Origin of the sequence: Paenibacillus sp. SAF-068 (assembly GCF_051967555.1) — a bacterium.
Taxonomy (GTDB): Bacteria; Bacillota; Bacilli; order Paenibacillales; family Paenibacillaceae; genus Paenibacillus.
Genome location: NZ_JBQCJX010000008.1, coordinates 12,672 through 38,866, shown reverse-complemented (window position 1 = coordinate 38,866; position 26,195 = coordinate 12,672). Strand labels below are relative to the sequence as shown.

The window sequence follows — 26,195 nt, the reverse complement described above, 5'->3', positions numbered from 1 at the left end:
AGATGTTGTCTGAACGAATAAAAAGAGAAGTGCGGGCATCCCATGGGAAACGGGTTCCGGCATATGTGTGGGTAACCCTCGGGGTGACACTGCTAACCATGCTGCTTCATGCTATTGGCATGAGCGGTGATCTGGTTAATGTAGCACTTATATACCTGTTTCCGGTACTGGTGAGTGCCGTGTATTGGGGAATGGGGCCAGCTGTATATGCCGCGAGTTTTAGCGTTATTATGTTTGACTTCTTTTTTGTACCGCCATATCTGAGCTTCACGGTTGAGGACTTGAGATATCTTATCTCCTTTGTCGTCTATCTTGCGGTGGCCATTTTAACTGCGAGTCTTGCAGGTCGATTGCGACAACAACTGGAGATGGTAAAAGCACGCGAATCCACGACTAACTCTCTATATGCATTGAGTCGTCAGATGACAGCCATCACGGATCTGAATACGTTGCAGGTTAACATTGCAACCCAAGTATCGCTTACTCTGGGTAAGCCGGCGGCTGTGTATCTTCCGGATGAACATGGGGATCTGCTAGTTACAAGCTCTTCCGTATCTGCATCAGAAGGGGAGAAGGATGGATGGGGGGATGGGGAGTCGGAGATTGCCATCGCCAAATGGGTGTATCTTCACGGACAGATCGCAGGTAAGGGATCATCCACTTTGCGGGAATCTCCCGGGCTATATGTGCCGCTACGCACAGAGGAGCAGATTCATGGCGTGCTCGCCGTGAGTATGGAAGCTGGTGAGGTTCATGAGCAGCAAGAACAGCTTCTTCTGTTGGAGGCATGCGGTGGACTGGCCGCAGGTGCCATTGCTCGAGTGAAGCTGGCGGAAGAGGCCCGGTTGGCGCAGATCACTGCTGAATCGGAGCGCATACGCACAGCGCTGCTGGACTCGGTCTCCCATGAATTACGGACGCCCCTAACGGCCATTATCGGCTCGGCTACGGGATTGTTGGAGAATGATACTCTTTTTACACCCGAGGATCGGAGAGAATTAACAGGCAACATTCGGGATGGGGCCTTGCGCATGAATCGTCTCGTCACGAATCTATTGGGTATGGTTCGGCTGGAGAGCGGCATGTTGCAACTGAACCGAAAATGGTGTGACGTGGGAGACATAATTAGCGTTGTACTGACACAAGTTCGGGAATTCAGTCCGCATCACAACATTCAAGTTGAACTGCCTGATGATCCGGCCTTCATCTACGGAGATGAAGTATTGCTGGAGCAGGTGCTGGTCAATATCGTCAGTAACGCCATCAAATATTCGCCTGATGAGAGCCAGATTGTCATCACTGTGGTAAGTGATAAGAGTTCGAGTCAATTGACAATCATGGTTGCTGATCAAGGTATTGGTATTCCCGCAGTGGAAAGGACACGTATATTTGATAAGTTCTATCGCTCAGCTTCTACTCAGCATGTCACAGGAACGGGGCTTGGTTTGGCGATCTGCAAAGGCATTGTGGAAGTCCACGGAGGGACCATTATGGCAGAGCCGAATCCGGGCGGGGGAACGAGAATCCGCATGGATATCCCCATGGAGGCTCACGGATCGCAGTTTCCCTATTCAGAACAAGGAGAGGTTGAAGAATAATATGAACGCACCACTAGGAGCTCGTATACTGGTGATCGATGATGAGCCGCAGATTCGCAAATTGCTCAAGGTCACTCTTCAGGCACATCAATTCGAACTTTACGAGTGTGGGGAGGGCGAAGAGGGCGTTATTCAGGCGAGTATTGTACATCCGGATCTGATCATCCTTGATCTTGGCTTGCCAGGCATGTCTGGCATGGAGGTCCTTCGCCGGATTCGCGAATGGTCACAAGTGCCCATCATTGTGCTGACAGCGAAGGACCAGGAGGGAGACAAAATTGCTGCGTTGGATGGTGGTGCAGATGATTATGTGACCAAACCATTCGGGATGGGTGAGTTGGTCGCCCGTATTCGGGTGGCGTTACGTCATGTAGCCAAAACGACGGATGAGCCAATACTGCGCTTCGGAGCACTGACGGTTGATCTGGCCCAAAGGCAGGTCGAACTGGAGGGGAATTTGGTCAAATTAACCCCAACGGAATATGAGATGCTGAAGGCGCTCGCCTCGAATGCAGGGAAGATCATCACCCAGCGTCAGCTTTTGCAGCAAGTATGGGGAGGGCATCATCATGAGTCCGACAGCCATTATCTTCGGGTATATGTGGGACATCTGCGCAAGAAATTAAATGAAGATCCAACGAATCCTCGATATATTCAGACGGAGCCTGGTATTGGTTATCGTTTTTTGCTTCCTGTCGAATAAGGTTTAAGGAAGCGAGACATTTCTTAACAATGATGTAATATGATGCACGTTTCAGCGGGTAGTCGCTATGGAACGAACAAAGCACCGTCCCCTTTAGCTGCAAAGGAAACGGCGCTTTTATAATTATGAGGTATATTTCGGCAACCAGTCGCCGTGAGCCTCAATCAACTCATCGCACATCGCTACGATGTCGTCGATAGACAGTTCGGCAGCCGTGTGTGGATCAAGCATGGCGGCGTGATAGATATGTTCTTTTTTGCCCGTGATGGCTGCTTCAATGGTCAGCAGTTGCGTGTTGATGTTTGTCCGATTCAAAGCCGCGAGTTGTGGAGGCAGGTCACCAATGTACGTAGGGCTGATTCCTGATCCATCGACCAGACAAGGTACTTCGACACATGCCTCGCGCGGCAGATTCGTAATCAATCCGTTGTTCATGACGTTGCCGCCAATCTTGTACGGGTTATTCGTCTCCATCGCTTCGATAATATGCGATGCGTATTCACGGCTGCGGGTATGTTCTATATTTTCGCTGGCAAACAGCTTGGTACGCATTTCTTTCCAGCCTTCAATCTGGTTCACACAGCGGCGTGGATACTCATCCAGTGGAATGTTGAAGCGTTCAATCAGTTCCGGGTAATTCCGCTTGATGAAATAAGGATGGTATTCGGCATTGTGTTCGGAGGATTCCGTTACATAATACCCAAAACGCTGCATCAGTTCATAACGAACCATGTCGTCATGCTGTTCTTTCTGTTTTTCCTTCGCCAGACGTTTAATCTCGGGGTACAGGTCCTGCCCGTCTTTTGTAACTTCGAGCAACCACGCCATGTGGTTGATCCCTGCGATTTTAGCCACAACACCTGTCTGATCGATACCCAGTGCATCAAACAGATGGGGTACACATACCTGCACACTGTGACACAAACCTACGGTTTTGATCCCACCATGCACATTCATGACGTTAGTAAGCACGGCCATCGGATTGGTGTAATTCAGGAACCATGCATCCGGACAGACTTCCTGCATATCCCGGGCAAAATCCAGCATGACCGGAATTGTCCGCAAGTTACGGAAAATCCCGCCTATTCCGAGTGTGTCTGCAATCGTTTGGCGCAATCCGTATTTCTTCGGAATTTCGAAGTCCGTAATGGTACATGGATCATACCCACCGACCTGAATGGCATTGATGACATATTTGGCCCCGCGTAGCGCTTCTTTGCGGTCATGATATACGTTCACGACGCAACGACTTCCGATTGAACGGGCAAGACTGGTCAGCAAACGCTCGGAATCGCTCAAGCGTTCAGCATCGATATCAAACAATGCCAATTCAAAATCCTGCAGTGCTTCGGTCATCATGACATCACCCAATACATTTTTGACAAAGACGGTGCTTCCCGCACCGAGAAATGTAATTTTGTTCATCTTAAGTTAAGCCTCCCTGAAAAATGTTGTACCCCAACTATAGGCCGATTCGGCACATATAACTATGGCTCAACCCCTCTCAAACATGGCATAATCCCATTTTTGTTTCCGCTTTCTATTCAAAATTCTGTACTTCAGCTGTTATAATTTATGATATACACATGAGAGAGCAAACGGTGGATGGTACGGAAGGAGGCAGAACATGAGCCGAAAAGTGGAGATGAACGTTGTTCCTGTTGGATGGACACAGATGGAGCTGGTCCTGTTGTTCTTTGGCTGGGAGGCGTGTGATCCCGCGCATTATTGGGGGCCTGGTGTCCGGGATTCCTACATTGTGCATTACATTCATAAAGGCCGGGGCACCGTGTACATGGAAGGTCGGGAATATCACCTGACTCAAGGGCAAGGGTTCTTGATTTTACCGGACACGGTTATTCATTATGAAGCTGATTCGCAGGACCCCTGGACCTATTCATGGTTTGGTTTCAAAGGTGTTCAGGCAAAGGCTTTTCTGCAGCGCGCACAACTAAGCGCAGAACACCCGGTATTTCATGCCCATGATCCAGAAAGGATGGCCCACTTATATGATGATATGGTACAGGCTGCAACGCGCTTGCGTCCGGGAGGCGATGTACTCTATCAAAGCCTGCTGTACCGTTTAATCGCTGAATTAATCTCATCTTCGTCTGAACTGGAAGAAGAGAGCCAGCTCCTGTCTGGCAAAGAGGCATACATTCGGCAAGCGGTTCAGTTCATGGAAAATCGGTACAGCCAGCGAACGTCCATCCTTGATATTGCCCGTGCTGTTGGGCTGGATCGAACGTATCTGTCTGGACTGTTCAAGGAGCGATATGGCAAGTCGTTGCAATCCTTTTTTCTGGAATATCGCATGAACCGGGCTGCAGAGCTGCTTCGTAATCCCACACTTTCCGTGAGCGAAGTAGCCCATTCCGTAGGTTATACGGACCCGCTATTATTTTCCAAGATGTTCAAACGGGTAACGGGTGTGTCACCAAAGGGGTCGCGAATGCGAGATTAGATGTATTGATGACTGCAATTTGAAAAGAAAAGTTTTGATCATTATCTGTCGTCCCGCTATACTGATACAGAAGTGAGATGAAATGCAGTAAGTTCAATTGAATATGTGGAACTTGGTGCTTCGCCCGACAGGGTGAAAGCTTAATAGGGAAGTCCGGTGTGATACCGGTGCGGTCCCGCCACTGTAACAGAGGAGTCAGGTAGCGTTAATCCACTGGTTTAGACCGGGAAGGAGCTGCAAGTGACGATGATTCTGGAGCCAGGAGACCTGCCAGGTTTAACAAACACAGTAGTACCCTACGGGAGATAGGAAGGTGTTTAGAGAGCATGATTTTTTCTGAAAATCTGTTTATTTAAGGCGTCCTCATCCAGTAACACGGAGAGGGACGCTTTTTTTGTTATGGACGAAGAACATCATGACACATACATAGAGTTTTGGGGAAGGACGTTAGAGCACTTGAGCAGATATATCGTTAAACGATTAATACAACTGGTAGTCGTATTGTTCGGCATCACGTTCCTGACGTTCCTGCTAACCTACCTGTCTCCGGGAGATCCCGCCAGGCTTATGCTTATGTCTACGGGGGTAACGCCATCTGATGAGCTGGTCAGGCAGGTGAGGTCGGAGCTTGGATTGGATGAGCCCTTTCTTTACCGATATGGGACATGGCTGGGGCAGGTGGTAACTGGAGACTTCGGTACATCATATAAATACAATCGTCCAGTACTGGACGTGCTGATGGCACGGCTCCCGGCAACGCTTTGGCTAACAGGAAGCGCCATGTTTCTGGTTATACTGGTCTCCTTTCCATTGGGGATGCTGTCGGCTGTCTATCGTAACAAATGGCTTGATCACGTCATTCGTCTGTTCTCTTTTGCCGGATTATCCATGCCCAGCTTCTGGTTAGGTATGTTACTCATGTTGGTCTTCGGTGTACAGCTGAAGCTGCTGCCAGTAATGGGCAACTCCGGATGGTACAGCCTGATTTTGCCTGCATGTACACTCGCGATTCCACTTGTTGCCCAGTACAGCAGACAGATTCGTGCGGTCCTGCTTGAGGAGACAAGCCAGAACTATGTGATCGGAGCAAGATCCAGAGGTGTGAAGGAGTCGATCATTATTTTGCGTCATATTCTCCCCAATGCCCTGCTGCCGATCGTTACGCTTATGGGTATGACGACAGGTGCATTGCTGGGCGGTGCAGCGATAGTAGAGAGTTTGTTTGTATGGCCGGGTGTTGGACAGATGGCTGTAGATGCGATTTTCACAAGGGATTATCCGCTGATTCAGGGGTATGTCATCTGGATGGCGATCATATATGTCACCCTGAACCTGCTGGTTGATGTATGGACTCATCTTCGTGATCCCCGTATCCGACTGGATGTGGACGTATAGATGAGAGCCTTCAGACTTGTATTAGTGCAAAATCGCTGGTTCGCATTCCTGCTGTCTTTGACCGCCTTCTGGATTATTCTTGCCATGGTTGCACCGCTGCTTGCACCACACGATCCACTTGCAACAAACTTTGCCAAAGTATTGCAGCCATCCAACATGGAATATCCCCTTGGAACCGATCAGTTGGGCCGATGTGTATTATCTCGTCTTCTGTACGGTGCACGAACATCGCTGCTGCTCACCTTTATGATGATTGGCATTGTGTTCGTACTGGGTGTGGCGATTGGGGTCATCGCCGGTTTTGCTCGGGGTGTAACGGATATGGTGCTCATGCGCCTGTCGGATACCTTAATGGCATTCCCGGGCCTGATTTTTGCGATCGCTGTGGTGGGGATGCTTGGGCCGGGATTGTTCAATACGGTGCTGGCACTGTCGGTCGTCTGGTGGGCGAAGTATGCACGGGTGGCGAGAAGCCTAGTGATTTCACTTCAGCAAAAGGAATATGTTGCTGCCGCTGCTTTCAGCGGAGCACGTAAGATACAGATCATTGGCAGGACGATCCTGCCCAACATGATGCCTCCACTCATCGTCATGGCGATGATGGATGTGGGCGGTATGATGCTGTCCATCTCGGGTTTGTCCTTTCTCGGGCTCGGCGCGCAGCCACCGAACCCCGAGTGGGGGGCCATGTTAAATGAAGGAAGAAGATATCTCCAGACTGCACCTTGGTTGTTAATTTACCCGGGTCTGGCGATATTCAGCACCGTAATTATTTTTAATTTACTGGGAGACAGTCTGCGAGATGTGCTTGATCCCAAGAAAAATACTGCTTAACTGGAGGAACCGGAATGAAGAGGAATTTTCAAAAATCAATGTTGCTCACCATCGTATCCATGTTCGTTGTGTTCTTGCTTGCAGCTTGTGGCAACGCCGATAATCCTTCGACCGCGTCGGGTGCAATGGAGAAGCCAGCAGCTACGGACAAGGATACGACAAGTGCACCAACACATCTGAATGTGGCCTTGTTCTGGCTTGGCAGCAACCTGGACCCGGCAGAAGAATGGAACGGCTGGACACTTACGCGTGCAGCGATTGGTGAGACACTGATTCAGTTTGACGAGAATATGAAGCTGGTCCCTAAAATTGCAGACACGTGGGAACGTGTTGATGACACGACTTGGCATTTTCATATTCGGGAGGGTGTAACTTTCCATAACGGAAACAGAGTAACTGCAGACGCGGTGAAAAAATCGATTGAACGCTCCATTGAGTTAAACGAGAGAGGACAAGCGACTGTACCCGTGGCCTCGATGACTGCTGAAGGACAAGATCTGACGATTAAAACGACAGAGCCTTATGCGTCGCTGCTTGGCAATATCGCCGAGCCACTGTTTATCATTGTGGATACGAGCGCAGATACATCAAAATTCAAGAGCGAGCCCATTGCTACCGGGCCATTTATGGTGACAGGGTATACGCCAGATCAGGAGATCCAGGTGAAGAAGTATGACGGGTATTGGGGCGGCGCGGCAGATGTGGACACATTGACGTTGAAATATATCAAGGACGATAGCACACGTGCCCTTGCCCTTCAGTCTGGAGAGATTGATGTAGCCAGTAACGTGGGTCGCAGCAGTTTGGCGTTATTCCAGGACAAGAGTCAATACAACATTGATGAAATTCCCAGCCTGCGTACCCAGTTCGTGTGGTTTAACACGACCAACCCACTGCTGAGTAACCCGGAGGTTCGCCGGGCAATCTCTTATGGTATTGACCGCGAGATGTATGCGAATACGCTGGTGGGAGGTCAGGCGGCCAAAGGTCCATTTACCTCAGCGCTGCCTTTCGGTTATGACAACATCAAGGGATATGACTACGAACCGGAGAAAGCCGAACAGTTACTGGATGGGGCTGGTTTCAAGGATACAGATGGAGATGGCATTCGTGAAAAAGATGGCAAGAAGCTATCGCTACAACTGATACTCAACTCCGCTTATGAGTCTGATTCAATTGTGGCTGCTGCAATGCAGTCCCAACTGAAAGAAATCGGCGTTCAAGTGGAGATGACCTCTTACGAGGATCTGACCGATCATCAGAAGAGCGGAAATTACGATCTCGCTTTAACAAGTATTAATACAGGCATCACGGGTGACCCGCAGTATATTCTGGATTTCTACTTCATGACGGGCGCGGAATGGAATGTGGGCGGATATAGCAATCCGAAGTTGGATGAGGTCATCAATCGTCTTCACTCCGAGTTTGATGTGGAGAAAAGGTATGCTCTCGCGGCAGAGGCCCAACAGATGATTTTGGATGATGCAGCATATATGTTTTTGACCTATACCCCCATTAATATTGTGAGTAAAAGTAACGTGCAGGGTGCAACGATGTATCCTATCGACTTCTATCTGCTGGATCGCCATATCAAGGTGGAGTAATGAATCCCTTGCTGCGTGTCCATCATCTGTCCGTAACTTACAAAGGAGATTCTCTGGGTCTACGAAACTTATCCTTCTCCATGAATAAGGGGGAGATTATCGGGATTGTAGGTGAAAGTGGCAGCGGGAAATCAACCCTGCTTCGGGCGTTGCTTGGCCTGCTTCCAGGAGGTGGGCGATACGTTGGGGGAGAGATCTCTTTTCAGGATAAAGTGCTGTTACGTGATTCGCGTTTGGATTGGGCTGACGTGCGTGGGAAGCGAATTGCCATGGTGTTTCAGGACAGCGGTACCTATCTTAATCCGATTCGCAGTATCGGCAGTCAGTATATTGAAGCGATTCGAACTCATTTCAGCGTGTCCAGAAAGGCTGCTCAAGTCATGGCTGTGAATATGCTCTCGGACATGGGATTGCAGGATCCCGAACGAATTATGCGTTCCTACCCTTCGCAGCTCAGTGGGGGAATGAAACAGCGAACAGCGATTGCTATGGCGGTTACGATGGAACCAGAGCTTCTGCTGGCAGATGAGCCGACGAGTTCGCTGGATGTGACGACACAGAATGAAGTGATGAACCGATTGAGCGAGCTTCGTTCCCGTCAGGGGACAGGCATGATTATGGTAACGCACAATATTGCTGTTGCGGCTCATATGGCAGACCGAATTGGTGTGATGCAGGATGGTATATTGGTCGAGATGGGAGATACTTTCCGCGTAATATCCGATCCTCAGCATGAATACACTCGCAAGCTGCTGAGTGCTGTACCTGAATTGGAGGGGAATGTTCATGGCGTATGAGCGGTTACCGATTCTGGAACTGAAAAATCTGTGCAAAACCTATGAGTTAAAGGGACATAGGGCAGTTGATGCACTGAGAGCGGTTCATTTGGAACTGTATCCCGGGGAGTGTCTGGGGATTGTCGGGGAGAGTGGTAGCGGGAAGAGCACACTGGCCAGATGTGTAACCCATTTGGAGCGAGTGACTTCAGGGCAGATTCAATATCGTCAGCAGGATATTACCCGATTGAACGGAAATGCGTTACGCCAGCAACGAAAGCAGATTCAGATGGTCTTTCAGGAGCCTTCGGCTATCTTTAATCCGCGAGTGAAGATTGGAGCATTTATTCGGGAGCCACTCATCAATTATAAAATAATGAAGAGCCAACAAACGGAGCAGGAAGTGCTCAGGTTGTTGGAACGAGTAGGATTGTCTGCCGCTACGGCAGATAAATATCCGCATGAACTGAGCGGAGGAGAACAGCAAAGAGCAGTCATTGCTCGCGCGATTGGAGTAGAGCCAGACATCATTCTGTTCGATGAGGCCACTTCTGCTCTGGATGTTTCCATTCAACAGCAGATCCTGGATCTGTTGGTGGAGTTGAGAAAAGAAACAGGTATCTCATCTATTTTCATATCGCATGATCTTGCAGTGGTCCAGCAGGTGAGCGACCGAATTGCCGTCATGTACCAGGGTGAGGTGGTCGAAGTCGTGGAGAGTTCGCAGCTGGCCAACTCAGCGAATCATCCCTATACCCGGAGCCTGATGACTTCAGTCTTGTCCGTGAGAGAAATGAAGTATAAAATGCAGAAGAAAAACGAGGAACAAGAACAGGTGCAGTTTCTTCAGAAGATCCTTTCAGGATAATACTGATGCTGTGGTTTCGTTACACTCCAAATAAAGTTAGGCTATCGGTGTTCCATTAGGCAATGGGTTATCCGGTGTAAGCAAGACCACATCTCCTTCACCAGGCACGCCGCCCAGCACGAGTACTTCGGAGACAAAACCGGCAATTCGCCTAGGTGGAAAATTAACTACAGCAATGACCTGTTTGCCAATGATCATGTCAGGCGTGTATCTGTGGGTGATCTGAGCGCTGGATCGTTTGAGGCCAAGCGGCCCGAAGTCAATCGTCATTTTAATAGCGGGTATGCGAGCCTTGGAGAAGGGTTCGGCTTCCACCACTGTACCAACCCGAAGGTCATGCTGCATGAACTCTTCAAAAGTAGCCATAGAGGGAGATCTCCTTTCAATTATGGGGATTATTATACATGAACAATCAACAAAGAATCCAGATTACGCTGTATCGTAACCTGGATTCTTTGTTGTGTTGCTTTTCAGTAAATTATGCGCCGTTCCAATTTTCCCCGGTGAGATATTTCTCGGTGAGGATGGATAACATCTGTATACCTACTTCATTATGTCCGCCTTCTGGAATAATGATATCAGCATACTTTTTGGATGGCTCGATAAAAGCATCATGCATCGGTTTTACCGTTTCGAGATATTGTTTGTACACGGATTGGATTGTGCGTCCGCGTTCCTCAATGTCCCGCAGCACTCTCCGCAGAATTCGCACATCGGAGTCGGTATCCACGAATACTTTGATATCCATTAGACTGCGAAGATGTTCGTCAATCAACACATGCAATCCTTCTACAATGACAATATGGTTCGGTGCCAGTTCAACCGTCTCATTGGCAGCACGGTTATCTATGGTGAAGTCATATACAGGAGCATACGCCGCTTGGCCTTTTTTCAACAAGGTGAGATGCTCAATCAACAGATCATTATCGAATGCAAACGGGTGATCATAATTCGTGAGTCGGCGTTGCTCAGGTGTGAGCTGCGACTGGTCTTTGTAATAATTGTCTTGGGATATAAACGTGACTTTACCTGATCCCAGACGGTCTATGACGGAGCGAGCTACCGTCGTTTTACCGGAGCCGGTTCCTCCGGCGATACCAATAATGAGCATGGTTGTTCCATAAGCCTCCCTAGAATGGCAGCATAATCATGGGCAAAGAGCACTGATTCAGAATCGATTCAGCACCTTTACCCACAAGTCTGTCTCTGAATACACAATTCCTTCATTGTACCATAGCAGACGGCTTTTTTCATCTTGGTGTATGGACCATGTTTTGCCTTCAGGGGCTTTATGCTTGTTCATATTCATTTTACTGCATATCTTTGGATGACACTCCCCGTGGTGACTGCCATAGGGACAGCAGGCGTTGTCCGATGGAGCTTTTTGTGAACATATTCAGGATGACATAACCAAGGACACATCCTGTTGTATTGGCTATCAGATCGTTCAGATCAGTGCTGCGACCGTTGCCTAAGGTTACTCGGAGCAGCAACTGTGTTATTTCGATGAGGAAACTTACGCTCAATCCTGCCAATGCTGCTGTTCGTATTGAATGAATCCAAGGCTTGATGAAAGGAAGCATGAACCCCAGTGGCATAAACAGCACAATGTTGAGGAGAAAGCTTGGTGCATCTGCAGTCAGAAGCGGAATCCATTGAATGCTTTGATACCATGGAGTTTGATTGGCATAGATTCCGATGTTCACGTCTATAGGAAAAAATATAAAGTGCATAACGCCCAACATATATATGGCAAATGCGAGCATCGACACATAATGTCTGACCGTATACCTGGTTTTGCTCACCCTGGCATGAAGCATCAGGGCGAGCAGGACCAGAACGAATAATGGGCCAAGTACGATGGGAGATGAGATTGAATATTGGATGGACATGGGATGGCTCCTTCACAAGGAAATGAGATCAGGCTATTGAAGCTGAATCTGCATTTCCATTCCCTTGATGAATTGAGTGTCTTTAACCTCTTCCGTAAAATCATCCTTGATCTTGAAAGGTTTCACTATCAGGTATTTCACATCTTTGGAAGTCGTAGCATACATGCGTTCAGATGTTAATTGGTTTCCCTCATAGATGCCATCGCCGCTGAGAGCGGTTAGCTGCCGCCCCTGATCATCATAGACGGCGAATCCGATGTGACGCAGCTGTTCTTCCTCTTTTGCTGTAAGTGTACCCTTATCGTTCAATCCAATCACGGTAGTTAAGCGGGTGGTGACAGGGGTAACCTCCGCTTCCGTAACAGCGGCCGTATACAGATCGTTGGTCATGTCTGTGCTAGGCAGAACCTGATGAACGTTTTCTGTTGATTTGGCAAAAGGAACCGTCAACTCGAACTCATGATCGATGCCCTGCAACGTCAATTGAACCTTGGCCTCGAACTGATCCGGCAATTGTGCCGTTCCCTGATCGGAAGAAATGACCTGCTCAAAGAGCAGTGTATTTGGCTGCGTTTCTCCTACCGAACTATAGAACAGTCCGCTATTCAGCAGGGACCCGTCGACTTTGAAAAAGACATTCTCAATTCCGCTGCTCAGTTTCACGATGTCCTTGCCATTGTCATATTCGCCTTGATTCAGATTAGGCGCAGTGAAGTGAACCAGAAACGCAGCACGGGTACCATCATAAACTGTTTCAAGGACTTCCAGCTTCACATCCTGGTAAGCGACCTTGCTGTTAACAGGGGTTGTCAAGCCGTCGTTGCCCGCCGTTCGCAGACCCATATCGGCTTCTATCGAGCTGAAGAGGCTTCCTACAAGTGGGATGTTGCGCAAGGAGGCGGCCATGGCCGGTGATACAAAGCCGGATGCAAATACGGTCACGCCCAATACTCCGGCTGCGATCGTCGCAGCTGCAGCCTTGTGCCATCGCTTGTTCCGGCGACTGGAGCGCAAAGTTTGTTCGGTTTTCAATGTGTTTGGGGACGCCGGCAGAGAATCCAGTGTGGCATCAATCCGGTTACGCACAAGTTCAGACATCAGAGGACGCTCCTTCGCTTGGTTCTTTAATTCCTGATCGATATTAAACGGGTTTGACATGTAAGTTTACCTCCCGAACATTTTTGAATTTCTGATATAACTCCTGCCTTGCCCGAGTAAGTCTCATTTTCACTGCACTTTCGGAAATATTCAGCGCATCGGCGACTTGACGCAGAGACAGGTCTTCAAAATAATGCAAAACGACTACAATTCGTTTCGATTCCTCCAGACGGTCTACCGCTTCTCGCATATCGACCTCATCATAGGGACTAGAATGCTCCCGCTTTTCTGAAGGTACCTCCGCATAAGCGGTGGAGAGAGAGCGGCGGGACAGCATCGTGTTACATTCATTGATGAGAATGCGAAACAGCCAGGTTTTGAAATACCGGGGTTCCCGGAGTGTATGCACCGATTTGTATGCGTTCAGGATTGTCTCCTGAATGGCATCGGCCACGTCCTCCTCTTTTCGCAGCATGGATTTTGCCGTATTGTACAAAGAGTTTTCAATGTCTCGAATAAGCCGGATAAAGGCTTCACGATCTCCTCGGATGGCCTGGTTAACGAGATCGGTTGAACCCATGGATAACAGCTCCTTTCGTATTGGAGGGATTAAGCCAGCATTTGGCTGGTTTTTATATGAATTAGACTGGCGGGCAGGACATATGGTCACATTTTCTTTTTGCAGTTTTAAAAAAAGGACGTTGTTATATCTGACGTATCGGGTCTCTACATTCCCTTCAATGATAAGATAGGCTGATTTTTCCCTAAGATTGGATCATTGACTTTTTCTAAAACAGCACTATAATAAACTTATATTCATAACACGGACTGTTACTGGGGAAACCAGGCATGACCGAATTCGATTGCTTTACTGTAATCGCTTTCGGTCTTTTTTTATTTTTGTTGGGGGGTGAGAACATTGAAGGTTATCAAGAAAGTAAACAACAACGTGGCCATTGCTATCAATGAACATAATGAAGAGGTTTTTGTCGTGGGCAAGGGTGTAGGATTTCTGAAAACGCCCTATGAGCTGACGGAGACGGACTTGGTGGAGAAAATATTCGTAGCTCCAAAGAACATTCGGATGTATGACCTGCTGAACAGTATTCCGATTGAGGATATTTATCTCGCGGAGGAAGTCATCAAGCTGGGCAGTCAGATCCTGAATAAAACATTTAACCCGAATCTGCTTCTCACCCTGTCTGACCATATCAGTTTTGCATTAACCCGAACCAAAGAAGGCATCCGTATCAAAAACCCACTGGAATGGGAAGTGCGGACACTCTATCCGGACGAGACTCGGGTGGGGGAGGCTGCGCTGAAGCTGATTCAGGAAAAAACGGATATCGCTTTGCCGACAGCCGAAACAACACTGATTGCTCTGCATTTTGTCAATGCACAGGTGGGCTCTGGAGAGATGAGTGATACGACAAAGGTAACGACCGTGACGGGCGAAATCCTGTCGGTGATCAAGTATGCGCTCAAAATTGACTTTCAGGAGGATTCCATCCATTTCATGCGCTTTGCCACACATATCCGGTACTTCATTCTGAGGCAGATGAGCGGTAAATCACTCAAAGACGAGAATGAATCGCTGTTTCTAATGGTGAAGGAGAAGTTTCCGAAGGAACTGGCTTGTGTGGAGAAGATTGCTGATTTCCTGAAAAATAATTACCGCTGGACCTGTTCCGATGATGAAAAGTTGTATCTGATTCTGCATATCCAGCGATTAATCTCGAACGAACCAACGGAATAAACTTAATGAAGGAACTAACCGAATAATCCATATTGGACTGTTACTGACTCGATCAGGCATGACCAAGCGTAGGGAATGACGATTCCCCGGCTTGGTCATTTTTTATATATCCAATTTATTCATGTAGAGGAGAAGGGTCATGAACAACAAAGACTTGGCTAAAAACGTACTTGATCTTGTTGGTGGCGAGCAAAATATATCGGGTCTGACACACTGTGCAACCCGTTTGAGATTCGTACTGAAGGATGATAACAAAGCAGATCTCAAAGCGCTGGATCAGCTTGAAGGCGTACTTAAGGCACAAAATTCCGGGGGACAGATTCAGATTGTCATCGGTGCTAAGGTAGATGCAGTTTACAGCGAAGTGAAAAATTTAACTTCAGACCGGATCGGCGGATTAGACGAATCCCCTGAGAGCAGTGCACCGAAAAAGAGACGCAACCCCGTCAATGTCGTGCTTGAAACCATTGCAGGTATATTCACGCCTGTTCTGCCAGCACTCGTTGGTTGCGGGATGATTAAATGTTTGGCTACCGTTATAACTGCAATGGGTTACTTGGAAGGCTCCGGATTCCTAACGATCATTAACATGATCGGGGACTGTATTTTCTATTTCATGCCGTTCTTCCTGGCTGTTAGTGCAGCAAACCGTTTCAAAACCAATCCCTATTTGGCAGTAGCTCTGGCTGCGGGATTAATGCATCCAACCATTTTAAACGCTGCGGCTCAGATTGCCGAGACGGGTGTAAACAGTATTGATTTTCTCGGCTTGCCGATTCTGTTAATGAAATATTCCTCTTCCGTCATTCCAATCATCTTGGCGGTATGGATTATGAGCTATGTGTATCCGGTCGTCAATCGAGTGATTCCCAGGTTTCTGCAGGTCCTGCTTACCCCAATGATTGTTTTGTTTATTATGATTCCAGTAGAACTCATTGTGCTTGGTCCAGTTGGATCATATATCGGTGACTGGTTGACTAATGGGATTAACTCATTGTTCTCCACTGCCGGTGTTCTTGCTGGTGCGATTCTTGGATTTTTCAAACCGATCATGGTCATGTTCGGCATGCACTATGCCATCATGCCGATTCAGGTTCAACAAGTGGCTACGCTTGGTGCAACCGTGTTGTTACCAACGGCGTTAGCGGCGAATTTGGCTCAGGCTGGAGCAGCTTTCGGTGTGTTTGTACTGACGAAGAGTAAAACGATGAAATCAGCTGCTGCTTCGAGTGGATTCACTGCGTTGTTCGGAATTACCGAGCCGGCGATCTATGGTGTAACACTCAAATATAAACGTCCCTTTTTCGCAGGTTGTCTTGCAGGCGGATTCGTCGGTGGATTCTACAGCTTGGTGCACACAACAGCGAATGCAATTTCACTTCCAGGTTTATTGGCGATTGGTACGTATTCATCTGATCGTTACATGTATGTTGTTATTGGTTGTATTGCCGCCGTTGTACTTGGTTTTGTCTTCACACTGTTGGCAGGCATCAAGGAAGATACAGATGGAAGCAAATCGAAGCAGCAAGCTACTGATAAAGTTAATGAGAATCCAGCATCCGTTGCCACAGAGGTAACTTCAGATTCAGTAGCATCACTGACATCCACATCTGCTGACATGCTTATCGTTAGTCCGATGACAGGGGAGATCAGACCGATCTCTGAAGTGGAAGATCAGGCATTTGCTCAAGAGTTAATGGGTAAAGGTATTGCGATTCTTCCAACAGAGGGCAAGGTATATGCTCCATTTGACGGGGTAGTTGAGGCCCTTTACCGTACTAAACACGCTATCGGATTAAAAGCCGCGAACGGTGTTGAGATTCTGATTCATATCGGTGTGGATACCGTTAGTTTGAAAGGGAAATATTTTAACGCCCACATCGAACAGGGACAGACCATCAAGGCTGGCGATTTATTAGTGGAATTTGATCCAGAAGGCATTACGTCAGCAGGATATAACACCATTACATCCATTGTCGTCACCAACATGCAACAGTTCGGAGACGTACTGACCACAGCGACCAACGGCCCAATTCGGGAGAGCGAAGCAATGATCAAGTTAATTCCGTAAGAACTGCTCATCTTTTCATTGATTAAGCTACGAATGACAAGCTATTTCGACTTCATAAAGAACTTAATAACAGGTAATAACAGGAGGAAATTAAAATGACGAATACCCATTTTCCAAAGGAATTTTTATGGGGCGGTGCGCTATCCGCCTGTCAGGCAGAGGGAGCTTATAATGTGGATGGCAAGAGCCTGACCATTCCTGAAGTGATGAAGTTTAACGAGAAGAACGACCGCAAGGTGACCAAGCAGATCAGAGTGAATTGGGAGATGATTGAAGAGGCCCGGAATGACCCGGATACCGTGAAATATCCGAAGCGTCGAGGGATCGATTTCTATCATAACTTCCGTGAGGATATCGCTTTATTCGCCGAGATGGGCTTCAAAGTATTCCGATATTCCATTTCATGGGCCAGAGTATTTCCAGGTGGCGATGATGCCGCTCCGAACGAAAAGGCACTGGAGTTCTATGATCAGGTTATTGATGAATGTCTGAAACGGGGTATGGAGCCCCTGATCACCATCAGTCACTTCGATACACCGATTGTACTGATGGACAAATTCGGGGGATGGTATAACCGCAAATTGATCGATCTGTATGTGAACTATTGTGATGTGCTGTTCAATCGCTACAAGGGCAAAGTGAAGTATTGGGTGACGTTCAACGAAATTAATATGAGCGTGAAAGCATCAGCCAAGACGCTGGGAATCATTGATTATGATGCTCCGAATTATGAGGAAATGCTGTTCCAGGGGCTGCATCATCAATTTGTAGCTGCGTCCAGAGCAACCAAGATGGCCCATGAGATTGACCCGAATAACCAGATCGGAAGTATGGTCGCTTATTTCACAACGTATCCTTACACATGCAAGCCAGAAGATGCACTTCAGATGCAACAGGATGATCAGATGAAAAATCAATTCTATCTGGATGTGCTCAATAAAGGCGAGTACCCTTACTATAGTAAAACGTATTTCAAAAACAAGGAGATCCAGTTGAACATCGAGGACGGCGATCTGGATAACATTCGCGCACATACGGCTGACTTCGTGGGGATGTCGTATTACAACTCCATGATTTCCAGTAGTGATACCGAACAACTTGAATTAACAGCCGGGAACGTACACAGTGTCTACAAAAACCCGCATTTGCCTGCAAACGAGTGGGGCTGGCAGATTGATCCCATTGGCCTGCGGTATACGCTGAATCTCGTCTATGATCGGTATCAAAAACCGGTCTTCATTCTGGAGAACAGCTCAGGCTTCTACGACAAGCTGAATGAGGACGGAACGATCAACGATCCTTACCGGATTGATTTCCTGAGCAAACATATTGAACAGATGGGACTCGCGATTGCCGATGGGGTCGAGGTGTTGGGATACACGATGTGGGGACCCATCGACATGATCAGTTCAGGGACTTCCGAGATGAGCAAACGTTACGGATTTATCTACGTGGATCAGGATGACTACGGCAATGGTACACTCAAAAGATATCGGAAGGATTCGTTCTTCTGGTATCAGAATGTGATCCGTACCAACGGAGCAGAACTGTAACAGGTCATGAATATTCTGGGCCGTATCAAAAAAATCCCTGGCGGCTTGCTGATTGTTCCCATGTTGCTTGCCGCTGTCATCAACACAGTGTTTCCATCGTTTTTTCAGATCGGAGATCCGACGACAGCGCTATTCACATCGAAAGGTACCATGGTTCTGATTGGCATGATTTTGCTCGTGTCCGGTACACAGCTCAATCTATCACAGCTTCTGGTGACCTTGAAGAGAGCAGGAGTACTCTGTATTTCACGTATCCTCATCAGCTGCCTGTTTGGCTGGGCATTTGTACACTTTTTTGGCATTAGTGGGGTCGGGGGAGTTTCGGCGGTAGCTTTCATTGCCGTACTGACCAGTTGTAATCCGGGATTATATCTGGCCTTGATGAATACGTACGGAGATGATGTGGACCGTGCCGCGTTTGGCATTCTGAACCTGATTGCCGTGCCTGTTATTCCGGTCATGATATTGAATTCGGCAAGTGGCGTCGGTATCGATTACCTCAGTGTACTTGCTACGCTAGTGCCTTTCTTCATCGGCATACTGCTTGGCAATCTGGACAGCAATATACAGAAGATGTTCGCTCCGGGAACACTGATTCTACTGCCTTTCCTGGGTACAAGTTTTGGGTCCAATATTGATCTGCGTATCGCATTTCAGTCCAGTCTGTCCGGCTTGCTGGTCACGGTAATATTTTTGCTAATCTGCATGCTGCCGCTCATTGGAATCGATCGCACGATATTAAGGCGGCCCGGTTATGCAGCGGCTGCGACATGTTCGGTCGCTGGACTCTCCATGGTCGTACCTTCGATGGCCGCTGGGTTTAATCCGGCATATGCGCCCTATGTGGACACCGCCATCGCTCAGATTGCGTTTGCCGTGATCCTGACGTCGGTGACCGTGCCTTATATCGTGAAGCGTTTGGCTGGAACAACAGCGAGGGAAGCTACGACACAAGCAAATCATTAAAAAAACAGCACGTGTTCTGTCAGGTCATGACGGATCACGTGCTGTTTTGCTTTTGTACATCTATATTTTACAGACCAAGCAACTGTTTAACACTTTCAGCTACAGCTTTGCTGGATTGCGGATTCTGTCCTGTGACCACGCGGCCATCTGTTGTGACATAAGAGCTGAATGCAGCAGATTTATTGTATTGTGCAGCGCGTTCTCTCAAAGCATCTTCCAGCAGGAACGGAACATACTCGGTTTGTTGAGCCAATGCTTCTTCTTCATTCGTGAAGCCGGAAACCGTTTTGTCGTTGATCAAAAGCAGGCCGTTGGACAGTTTCACGTTCAGCAGGGCTGTAACCCCGTGGCATACGCCGGATACAACGCCACCTTTTTCATAGATTTCACGAGAAAGTTCTTGTAGTTCCGCATTGTCCGGGAAATCCCACATCGTACCGTGACCGCCTGTGAAGTAGATTGCATCGTATTCACTCGCGTTTACTTCGCCAGGTTTCAACGTGTTTTTTAATTGATTCATGAACGTTTCGTTCTCGAAATAGGCTTTGGTGCTCTCATCCAGTGAATCGCCGAGACTTTTCGGATCAAGAGGTACGTTGCCACCTTTAGGGCTAACCAGATCGATCTGAACATTATCATTATGTTCAAACTCTTCAATAAAGTGAGTTGCTTCGCTCAACCACAAGCCGGTTGGCTCGTCCTTCGTTGCGTATTTATCTACATTTGTTAGAACAACCAGTATCTTTTTCATATAAAAACCTCCCATAAAGTATAGTATCCATCTATAATAAATTTTACAAAATTATATTGTGTAAAATATACTATGTAATATAACATAACCAAATTCTAAAGTAAAATCACATACATAACGTCAATTTCAACATTGTATACCTAACTTTTTTACTCAAATTGTAAGCGGAAGTAGGCATGTATAAGGGATATCGAAATTAATTCAAATTTGAAATTAATTTGATTGAACAACTAGTTCTTTTGATTTAGAATGTCGGAAGATACCAACAAAAAACTGGTACATATTACATAGGGACTCGGAGGAACACAAATGAAACGTTCAGGTAAATTTTTCGCTTCAACAGCAGTTGCTGCTGTCGCTGCAGTCTCCATCGTCTCTTCAGCCTCAGCAAGCCCAATCTCCAACATCTCTGGCGTAACACCAATCAACATTAGCGGTATGGATATTGAAACGGCATTGATGATGGTGCAAAGCGAACGTACCAAATTATTGGATGCTCAACTGCAAACGCAAATTCAGGAGGTTCAGAACCGTAATCAACAGGTCGCGGAATTGAACTCTCAATTGCAGATCGCCCAGCAAAACGGGGATGAAGCAGCTATTCAAAAGCTGAAAGGCCAAATTGATGCTGCGAACAACTCCCAACAGATGGACATGCTTCGTCTACAGTCCATGTCCAACAAGCGCAATGAAGCATTTGATGTCATGACGAATTTCATCAAAAAAATGCAGGATTCAAGATCATCCATCATCGGTAACATGCGTTAAGAACGGATGATTAACTGCAACAATACAAAGAGAGCGAAGCCGGAATTGAAATTCCGATACTTCGCTCTTTTTTTTGTAATGCTTATTCATTTTATTTCTCTGTAATCCGGGTTTGGCCTGTACTGTAAATCTTCTGCCGAGTTACCCCGACCAGTCACGACGCCGAGTGAACAGATCCTTCAGCTCGTCCGTCGACAGTTCCGTTATCCAGTTCTCGGAGCTTGTGATGATGTTATCGCTGAGCTGCTGTTTACTCTCCAACATCTCGTCGATCCGCTCCTCCAATGTACCGAGAGAGATGAACTTATGCACCTGAACATCCTTGGTCTGACCCATCCGGTAAGCCCGGTCGGTGGCCTGATTCTCAACAGCCGGGTTCCACCAACGGTCAAAGTGGAAGACATGGTTGGCAGCGGTGAGATTCAACCCCACACCGCCTGCTTTGATAGACAGAATGAAGACGGACGGTTGTTTGTCTTCAGGTAACGTACGGGATTGGAATTCTTCAATCATGCGATCCCGGGCCGTTTTGGAAGTGCCCCCGTGCAGATACAGCACAGGTTCCTGCAACTCCTGACGCAGCACCTGTTGCAGCATCTGACCCATACCGATGTATTGGGTGAAAATCAGGCATCGTTCGCCCTCGTCCCGCAATTCACGAACAAGCTCCATCAGTCGTTCCAGCTTCGCGGAACGGCTGATCAGCATCGCCATATCCTGCGGGCTGTACACGTCATAAGAAGATGTTAATGTGCCGTCCTCTGGCAACTCCTCCGGCAAAGCTTCTTTTGTCAGCAACAGAGGGTGGTCACACAATTGTTTCAGCTGAGTTAGGGCTGACAGGATTGCACCTTTGCGTTTGATACCTTCCAGCTCTTTCATTTTGTCCATCAGGGCCTGCACGGACTGGTCATATAATGCACTTTGTTCGCCCGTAAGGTGAATGTAAGTTTTCATTTCGTTTTTGTCCGGCAGATCAAGCTGGATATTCGGATCTTTTTTCTTACGGCGCAGCATGAATGGTTTCACGAGCTGCTGAAGATCTTGCATCCGCTGCTCATCCTTATCTTTCTCGATGGCACTGATAAAGCGAGTCTGAAATGCCCGTGCACTGCCCAGATATCCTGGATTGGTAAAATCATAGATTGACCACAGCTCGGACAACCGATTCTCGATTGGTGTGCCCGTCATGGCAATGCGGTGTTTCGCCGGGAAACTTCGAACAGCAAGGGACTGTTTGGTCTGGGCATTCTTGATATTCTGCGCTTCATCAAGACAGATGCATGACCACGTATAAGTCTGCAACATCTCCTGATCGAGTGTAGCCGTAGCAAAGGACGTGATGATAATGTCCACTTGCTCTGTCTGCTCCCGGAATGCTTCCCCGCTTAATCGGCGTGCTCCATAATGCAGGCTGACATGAATGGAGGGCGCGAAGCGGCTAATCTCCTTTTGCCAGTTGCCCAATACGGAAGTTGGACAGATCAGAAGTGCCGGAGCCTGTCCCGGTTTACGTGGTTCATGTTCTTTGATGTGCAACAGATACGTAATGAACTGTATGGTTTTCCCGAGACCCATATCATCAGCAAGACAGGCTCCAAGCCCGAATCTGCGCAGGAAACCAAGCCATGCAAAACCTTCCTTCTGATACGATCGCAGCTCGGCATGGAGCCCTGAAGGGATGGGCAGGGAGGGCGCACCACCTTGCCCACCTCCCAGTTGTGCAATGACTCGGTTCAGGTGTTCGTTAAGCTCAACCTCCAGTCGAATGTTCTCATTAGCCTGCGGTTGCTCTTCCTCCTCGGCTTGTTGTCCTTCCTTCCATTTCTGGTTGCGATATTCCCGCTGTTCATTGTGCAGCAGATGCAGGTGCAGAATATCCTGGAATGAGAGTCCCTGTTCCCTATCTACACCGCCCATGGCCCGGCGTATCTGTTCGAGCAGGTCGGGGTCAAGAGGCACCCATTCTCCGCGGAAGCGAACCAATCGTTCATTACGGGCCACAAGGTCGGCGAATTCATCTTCGCTGAGATCCGTGTCACCAATTGCAATTCGCCAGTCAAAATGAATAATTGAGTCCAGTCCGAAGAACGATTGTCCCCGCTCACTGCCTTCCTCCGGCTTCACCTTTGCACGCAGTTTCGGTTTTTTCTTGCGGGCTGCTTCCCACCAACCCGGGAGCAGGACTTGCCAACCCGCTGCGAGCAACCTGCCGCTGTCCTGCGTCAGGAAATGCCAGGCTTCCTGATCTCCCAAAGGGTCGCTCAGCACATCACGTCTGCCGCTAATGGAGCTTCCAAGGCGCGGCAAATGTGCGCGAAGCTGATCCAGCCATCCGGCGGAGCGATCCAGAATGAATGGTGTCCATACCTCTGGCCATTCGCCTTCAAGTCTGCCGCGTGAATCCAGCATGACAGGCACCAAGATGGCGGCATCCAGCTTGTTCTGCAACACCAGTCGCAGCCGCCAAGATGGCTCATCCTCCTCGGGCTCCTGCAATTGCAGCATGGGTCTGAATGGAGCGGCATCCGCTTTCCAACCAATGGATACGAGCCAGGACTGAGCGTCCATCCCAGCTGTCTTGGGCAGAGTGCCGCGCTCGGGGAACAACTGCGGGAATTCACGCCGCAGATCGGTCGCAGCTTCCTCCGAACTATACCAGCGCTGGAATACGAAGGCGGAGTAGGCCGCCCCGAGCCCTTCCGCGTAGCTCTCGTCCGTCTGTTGAATCGCTTTGGTAAGCGATGCCCGCTCCTGCTTTTTCAAGCTGTCCGGGTCCCAGATCCACTGAAGTTGCCCTGCGCGGTAGGCCTCGAAGCTGGGTACGTATTTGCGTTTCTCGACAGATGCTGCGAATGCCGGAGCCAGTCGAATCAGATGTTCCGCTTGCTCATCCCACTTCCATTCAATATGAAGCAGCGTGTGCATCTCGGCAAAGAAGGGAATGACTTCTTCTGCAGGCAGAACAACCAGCTCAATCTCTTCGATCTGCCGAACTTCCAGTTCGGTGCCGTAGAAGGAAGGTGCATGCCAAGCGAACAATCGCTGCTTAAGCGACTGTCCTGAGACAAAGTGGTGTGTGTTGAGTGCTCCGTAAAACAAAGCATCGCCATATCCGGTTAAAGCGACGTGAACCTCAATCGTTTCAGTGTATGGATGAATTAAGCTCATGAGATCAGTTTACCTTTCCGAAGCTCTTCCTGCAGGGCGCGCAGCCGACTGTTACGAACGGCGAGTGTGGTGATGAATTGCTCCCAGTGCGCTTCTTGCTTCAACTTTTTATAGATTTTGGACAGGCGTTTCAGCAGCTTCACCGCGGCCTTGTATCCGTCCCTGTTCTTATGTCCGATATAACGCTCCACCGCCTGATGATAGAAGGGCAGCAGCAGTTCAGGTGCATCTTTTTCAATCGGTTGCAGCACCGCTACGCGGAATTCGAGAGGCTCTGTCCCCGTACTTAGTTGAAAATCAATCCACCTGCGCCATTGACTACGAGAATGCATGGCATCTTCATAGGCTGGACGGGAGTGGGGAAGCATGCTGACCAAAGTGTCCCACATTCGGTTCTCTGCATCGGGCAGATGTTGAATGGCCGTATCCCATAGATGCATGTAATCATTCAAAGGTGTGTTGCGCCGATTCGACAGAAGGGGGCCGAGTTGTACCAACCAATCCCCAAGCCTTTTCCATTCAGCCGAATCTGCGAGTACATGGAGAAAATGCAACAGATGTTCTGGCGGGAAGCCATAAGCTGAACCTCCATGGACGAGTCGTTGCCACGCCTCATCATCCTGCCTCAAATGGAAGTGCATCCAACTCTGTGCGAGCACCAAAGGTAGGGGCAGTGTTACGGCTCTGCTTGGTCTATCGTTACTACCTCCATTGCCTGGAGCACCACCACCCAAGACACTTTCACCTGATTGGGATGGTGCAGAAGCGGCAATTATACCGCGCTCTATATCATTTAATATGGCCTGTTCCGAGTTTAGCCTGTCCTGAGACCCTTGAAGCTCAGGCACGATCCAGTTCATCCACAGTTGTCGATAGATCGGAGTGAAGAACATCATGCTGGCTGTCTCAGGCATCATCTGTTTACGCAAATAAGCAGAGGTTTCGGTCAGCCTGTTCCAATGTTGTTCAAGCTGGTTTCCCTTTTGACCGGACAAGTCTAGCGGATGGTTAAAGATCCGTTCAATGTCTTTCAGAAGTGCATCCACCGCGAGCTGGGCAGGGTAGCTCAAGTACACGGGGGTATGCGTAATTGAGTTACGAGCCGGGGGCACGCAGAATCGCATGAGGTGCAGCTGCACATGCAGTTCAAAAAGTCGGTCCATCGCCGCGGTCAGCCTTGGCTTAATTGCATATAGCTCGTCCGTTGCTTCCTGCACGTAGGATGTACTTGCTGTGCCGGTACCCAGGCGTCTCAGACAAGAGTGGAATAGCTCATGCCATTCCGAGATTTCGAGTTCGGCAAGCTCTGTTGCGCGCTCCTTGATCTGGCTGTAGTGGTTGCCCGGAATATCCATATCCTGTTGTTCATCGGCATCCGCGTAGTTGGATCGTCCTGCGGACATGGCCCCGAGGGGTTTGGTCGTTTGTTTGAGCGCAGTGCTGGAGTGTGCGTTTACAATCGCATGTACAGGTCGCTCCAGTTGTTCGGCATAACTCATTAAGACAGCTGTCATATGTTTGCATACGGAACTCACCGGGCAGGTACAATGACTTGTAGACAGGGATTGCATGCTCAGGGTGACCTCATATTCTTCCGATCCTTGTACGACGGCCGAGATCCCTTGTTGTTCGGAATAGGCTAATGGTCCGACACGTTTCTGTTTATAATATTGGAATCCGCGCATGATCGTCAGGTTATTAAAATGCTCCGCAACCTGTCTGATCAACTGTTGCCACTGCGCATCATCCATCCTCATGTTATTCGGTATGTTCATCATTCCATCTCCTGGGGTAAACATAGGTTCAGTAATCACCATGTCTATGACGTGATGTTGTAAATTCGTTGTATCCATCATATCAGTTATGAGTCGATCCGTGCATGGGTTATAAGAATATGAAATTCTTTTTGGATCAACATGAATCAAGA

At 48.3% G+C, this 26,195-nt stretch carries 22 protein-coding genes and 1 riboswitch; of the genes, 13 read left to right on the top strand and 9 right to left on the bottom strand.

Annotated elements, in window-relative coordinates:
- Positions 1 to 2: 2 nt before the first annotated feature.
- Together ACTHPG_RS25925 and ACTHPG_RS25920 are read left to right on the top strand one after the other, a co-directional pair.
- Positions 3 to 1,598: an ATP-binding protein gene (locus ACTHPG_RS25925; protein WP_440392259.1), complete on the top strand. Its 1,596-nt coding sequence runs from the start codon at positions 3 to 5 to the stop codon at positions 1,596 to 1,598.
- A gap of 1 nt (position 1,599) precedes the next feature.
- Positions 1,600 to 2,301, top strand: a complete 702-nt coding sequence (locus tag ACTHPG_RS25920; RefSeq protein WP_440392258.1) for a response regulator — start codon at positions 1,600 to 1,602, stop codon at positions 2,299 to 2,301.
- Positions 2,302 to 2,424: 123 nt separating this feature from the next.
- On the opposite strand, the gene ACTHPG_RS25915 is transcribed toward ACTHPG_RS25920, so the two are convergent.
- Positions 2,425 to 3,726 carry an alpha-glucosidase/alpha-galactosidase gene (locus tag ACTHPG_RS25915; protein ID WP_440392257.1) on the bottom strand — a complete coding sequence of 434 codons (1,302 nt, stop codon included), beginning with the start codon at positions 3,724 to 3,726 and terminating at the stop codon, positions 2,425 to 2,427.
- 202 nt (positions 3,727 to 3,928) lie between these two features.
- Between ACTHPG_RS25915 and ACTHPG_RS25910 the strand changes: the two genes are divergently transcribed.
- From ACTHPG_RS25910 to ACTHPG_RS25885, 6 genes are all read left to right on the top strand, one after another.
- Positions 3,929 to 4,765, top strand: a complete 837-nt coding sequence (locus ACTHPG_RS25910) for an AraC family transcriptional regulator (RefSeq protein WP_440392256.1) — start codon at positions 3,929 to 3,931, stop codon at positions 4,763 to 4,765.
- 96 nt (positions 4,766 to 4,861) lie between these two features.
- Positions 4,862 to 5,054, top strand: a riboswitch (cobalamin riboswitch).
- A gap of 167 nt (positions 5,055 to 5,221) precedes the next feature.
- Positions 5,222 to 6,160, top strand: coding sequence for a nickel ABC transporter permease (nikB, locus tag ACTHPG_RS25905; RefSeq protein ID WP_440392254.1), 939 nt, complete (start codon positions 5,222 to 5,224; stop codon positions 6,158 to 6,160).
- Positions 6,161 to 6,994, top strand: a complete 834-nt coding sequence (nikC, locus tag ACTHPG_RS25900; RefSeq protein WP_440392252.1) for a nickel transporter permease — start codon at positions 6,161 to 6,163, stop codon at positions 6,992 to 6,994.
- A gap of 14 nt (positions 6,995 to 7,008) precedes the next feature.
- A complete protein-coding gene (locus ACTHPG_RS25895; protein ID WP_440392251.1) occupies positions 7,009 to 8,598 on the top strand; it encodes an ABC transporter substrate-binding protein in 1,590 nt (529 codons plus the stop codon).
- Complete coding sequence (locus ACTHPG_RS25890; RefSeq protein WP_440392250.1) at positions 8,598 to 9,395, top strand: ABC transporter ATP-binding protein; 798 nt, start codon at positions 8,598 to 8,600, stop codon at positions 9,393 to 9,395. Before ACTHPG_RS25895 ends, ACTHPG_RS25890 begins: the two co-directional genes overlap by 1 nt.
- Positions 9,385 to 10,242 (top strand): ABC transporter ATP-binding protein, encoded by an 858-nt coding sequence (locus tag ACTHPG_RS25885; RefSeq protein WP_440392249.1) that lies wholly within the window; start codon positions 9,385 to 9,387, stop codon positions 10,240 to 10,242. The genes ACTHPG_RS25890 and ACTHPG_RS25885 overlap by 11 nt, the downstream gene beginning before the upstream one ends.
- Before the next feature lie 36 nt (positions 10,243 to 10,278).
- Here ACTHPG_RS25885 and csaA read toward each other — a convergent pair whose 3' ends face one another.
- The 5 genes from csaA to ACTHPG_RS25860 form a co-directional block, all read right to left on the bottom strand.
- Complete coding sequence (csaA, locus tag ACTHPG_RS25880) at positions 10,279 to 10,608, bottom strand: chaperone CsaA (RefSeq protein ID WP_440392248.1); 330 nt, start codon at positions 10,606 to 10,608, stop codon at positions 10,279 to 10,281.
- Between the two features lie 112 nt (positions 10,609 to 10,720).
- Positions 10,721 to 11,353, bottom strand: a complete 633-nt coding sequence (udk, locus tag ACTHPG_RS25875) for a uridine kinase (RefSeq protein ID WP_017691162.1) — start codon at positions 11,351 to 11,353, stop codon at positions 10,721 to 10,723.
- A 199-nt stretch (positions 11,354 to 11,552) separates the two neighbouring features.
- Positions 11,553 to 12,134 carry a VanZ family protein gene (locus tag ACTHPG_RS25870; protein ID WP_440392247.1) on the bottom strand — a complete coding sequence of 194 codons (582 nt, stop codon included), beginning with the start codon at positions 12,132 to 12,134 and terminating at the stop codon, positions 11,553 to 11,555.
- A 33-nt stretch (positions 12,135 to 12,167) separates the two neighbouring features.
- A complete protein-coding gene (locus ACTHPG_RS25865; protein ID WP_440392246.1) occupies positions 12,168 to 13,292 on the bottom strand; it encodes a DUF4179 domain-containing protein in 1,125 nt (374 codons plus the stop codon).
- Positions 13,276 to 13,812, bottom strand: a complete 537-nt coding sequence (locus tag ACTHPG_RS25860; RefSeq protein ID WP_440392245.1) for a sigma-70 family RNA polymerase sigma factor — start codon at positions 13,810 to 13,812, stop codon at positions 13,276 to 13,278. The genes ACTHPG_RS25865 and ACTHPG_RS25860 overlap by 17 nt, the downstream gene beginning before the upstream one ends.
- Before the next feature lie 339 nt (positions 13,813 to 14,151).
- On the opposite strand from ACTHPG_RS25860, the gene ACTHPG_RS25855 reads away from it, so the two are divergent.
- From ACTHPG_RS25855 to ACTHPG_RS25840, 4 genes are all read left to right on the top strand, one after another.
- On the top strand, positions 14,152 to 14,988 hold the full coding sequence (locus tag ACTHPG_RS25855; protein ID WP_440392244.1) for a PRD domain-containing protein: 837 nt from the start codon (positions 14,152 to 14,154) through the stop codon (positions 14,986 to 14,988).
- A 139-nt stretch (positions 14,989 to 15,127) separates the two neighbouring features.
- The gene (locus ACTHPG_RS25850; RefSeq protein WP_440392243.1) at positions 15,128 to 17,059 is read left to right on the top strand and encodes a beta-glucoside-specific PTS transporter subunit IIABC; all 1,932 of its coding nucleotides are present in this window, start codon (positions 15,128 to 15,130) and stop codon (positions 17,057 to 17,059) included.
- A gap of 95 nt (positions 17,060 to 17,154) precedes the next feature.
- On the top strand, positions 17,155 to 18,612 hold the full coding sequence (locus tag ACTHPG_RS25845; RefSeq protein ID WP_440392242.1) for a glycoside hydrolase family 1 protein: 1,458 nt from the start codon (positions 17,155 to 17,157) through the stop codon (positions 18,610 to 18,612).
- Positions 18,613 to 18,618: 6 nt separating this feature from the next.
- Entirely contained in the window at positions 18,619 to 19,578 is a 960-nt protein-coding gene (locus tag ACTHPG_RS25840; protein WP_440392241.1) for a 2-keto-3-deoxygluconate permease, read from the top strand.
- A gap of 67 nt (positions 19,579 to 19,645) precedes the next feature.
- On the opposite strand, the gene ACTHPG_RS25835 is transcribed toward ACTHPG_RS25840, so the two are convergent.
- On the bottom strand, positions 19,646 to 20,329 hold the full coding sequence (locus tag ACTHPG_RS25835) for a type 1 glutamine amidotransferase domain-containing protein (protein WP_440392240.1): 684 nt from the start codon (positions 20,327 to 20,329) through the stop codon (positions 19,646 to 19,648).
- Positions 20,330 to 20,638: 309 nt separating this feature from the next.
- Here ACTHPG_RS25835 and ACTHPG_RS25830 point away from each other — a divergent pair, with 309 nt between their 5' ends.
- Entirely contained in the window at positions 20,639 to 21,097 is a 459-nt protein-coding gene (locus ACTHPG_RS25830) for a hypothetical protein (RefSeq protein ID WP_440392239.1), read from the top strand.
- 141 nt (positions 21,098 to 21,238) lie between these two features.
- Here the strand turns inward: ACTHPG_RS25830 and ACTHPG_RS25825 are convergent, their stop codons facing one another.
- Positions 21,239 to 24,259 carry a DEAD/DEAH box helicase gene (locus ACTHPG_RS25825; protein WP_440392346.1) on the bottom strand — a complete coding sequence of 1,007 codons (3,021 nt, stop codon included), beginning with the start codon at positions 24,257 to 24,259 and terminating at the stop codon, positions 21,239 to 21,241.
- A 5-nt stretch (positions 24,260 to 24,264) separates the two neighbouring features.
- The gene (locus tag ACTHPG_RS25820; RefSeq protein ID WP_440392238.1) at positions 24,265 to 26,046 is read right to left on the bottom strand and encodes an SWIM zinc finger family protein; all 1,782 of its coding nucleotides are present in this window, start codon (positions 26,044 to 26,046) and stop codon (positions 24,265 to 24,267) included.
- Positions 26,047 to 26,195 lie beyond the last annotated feature (149 nt).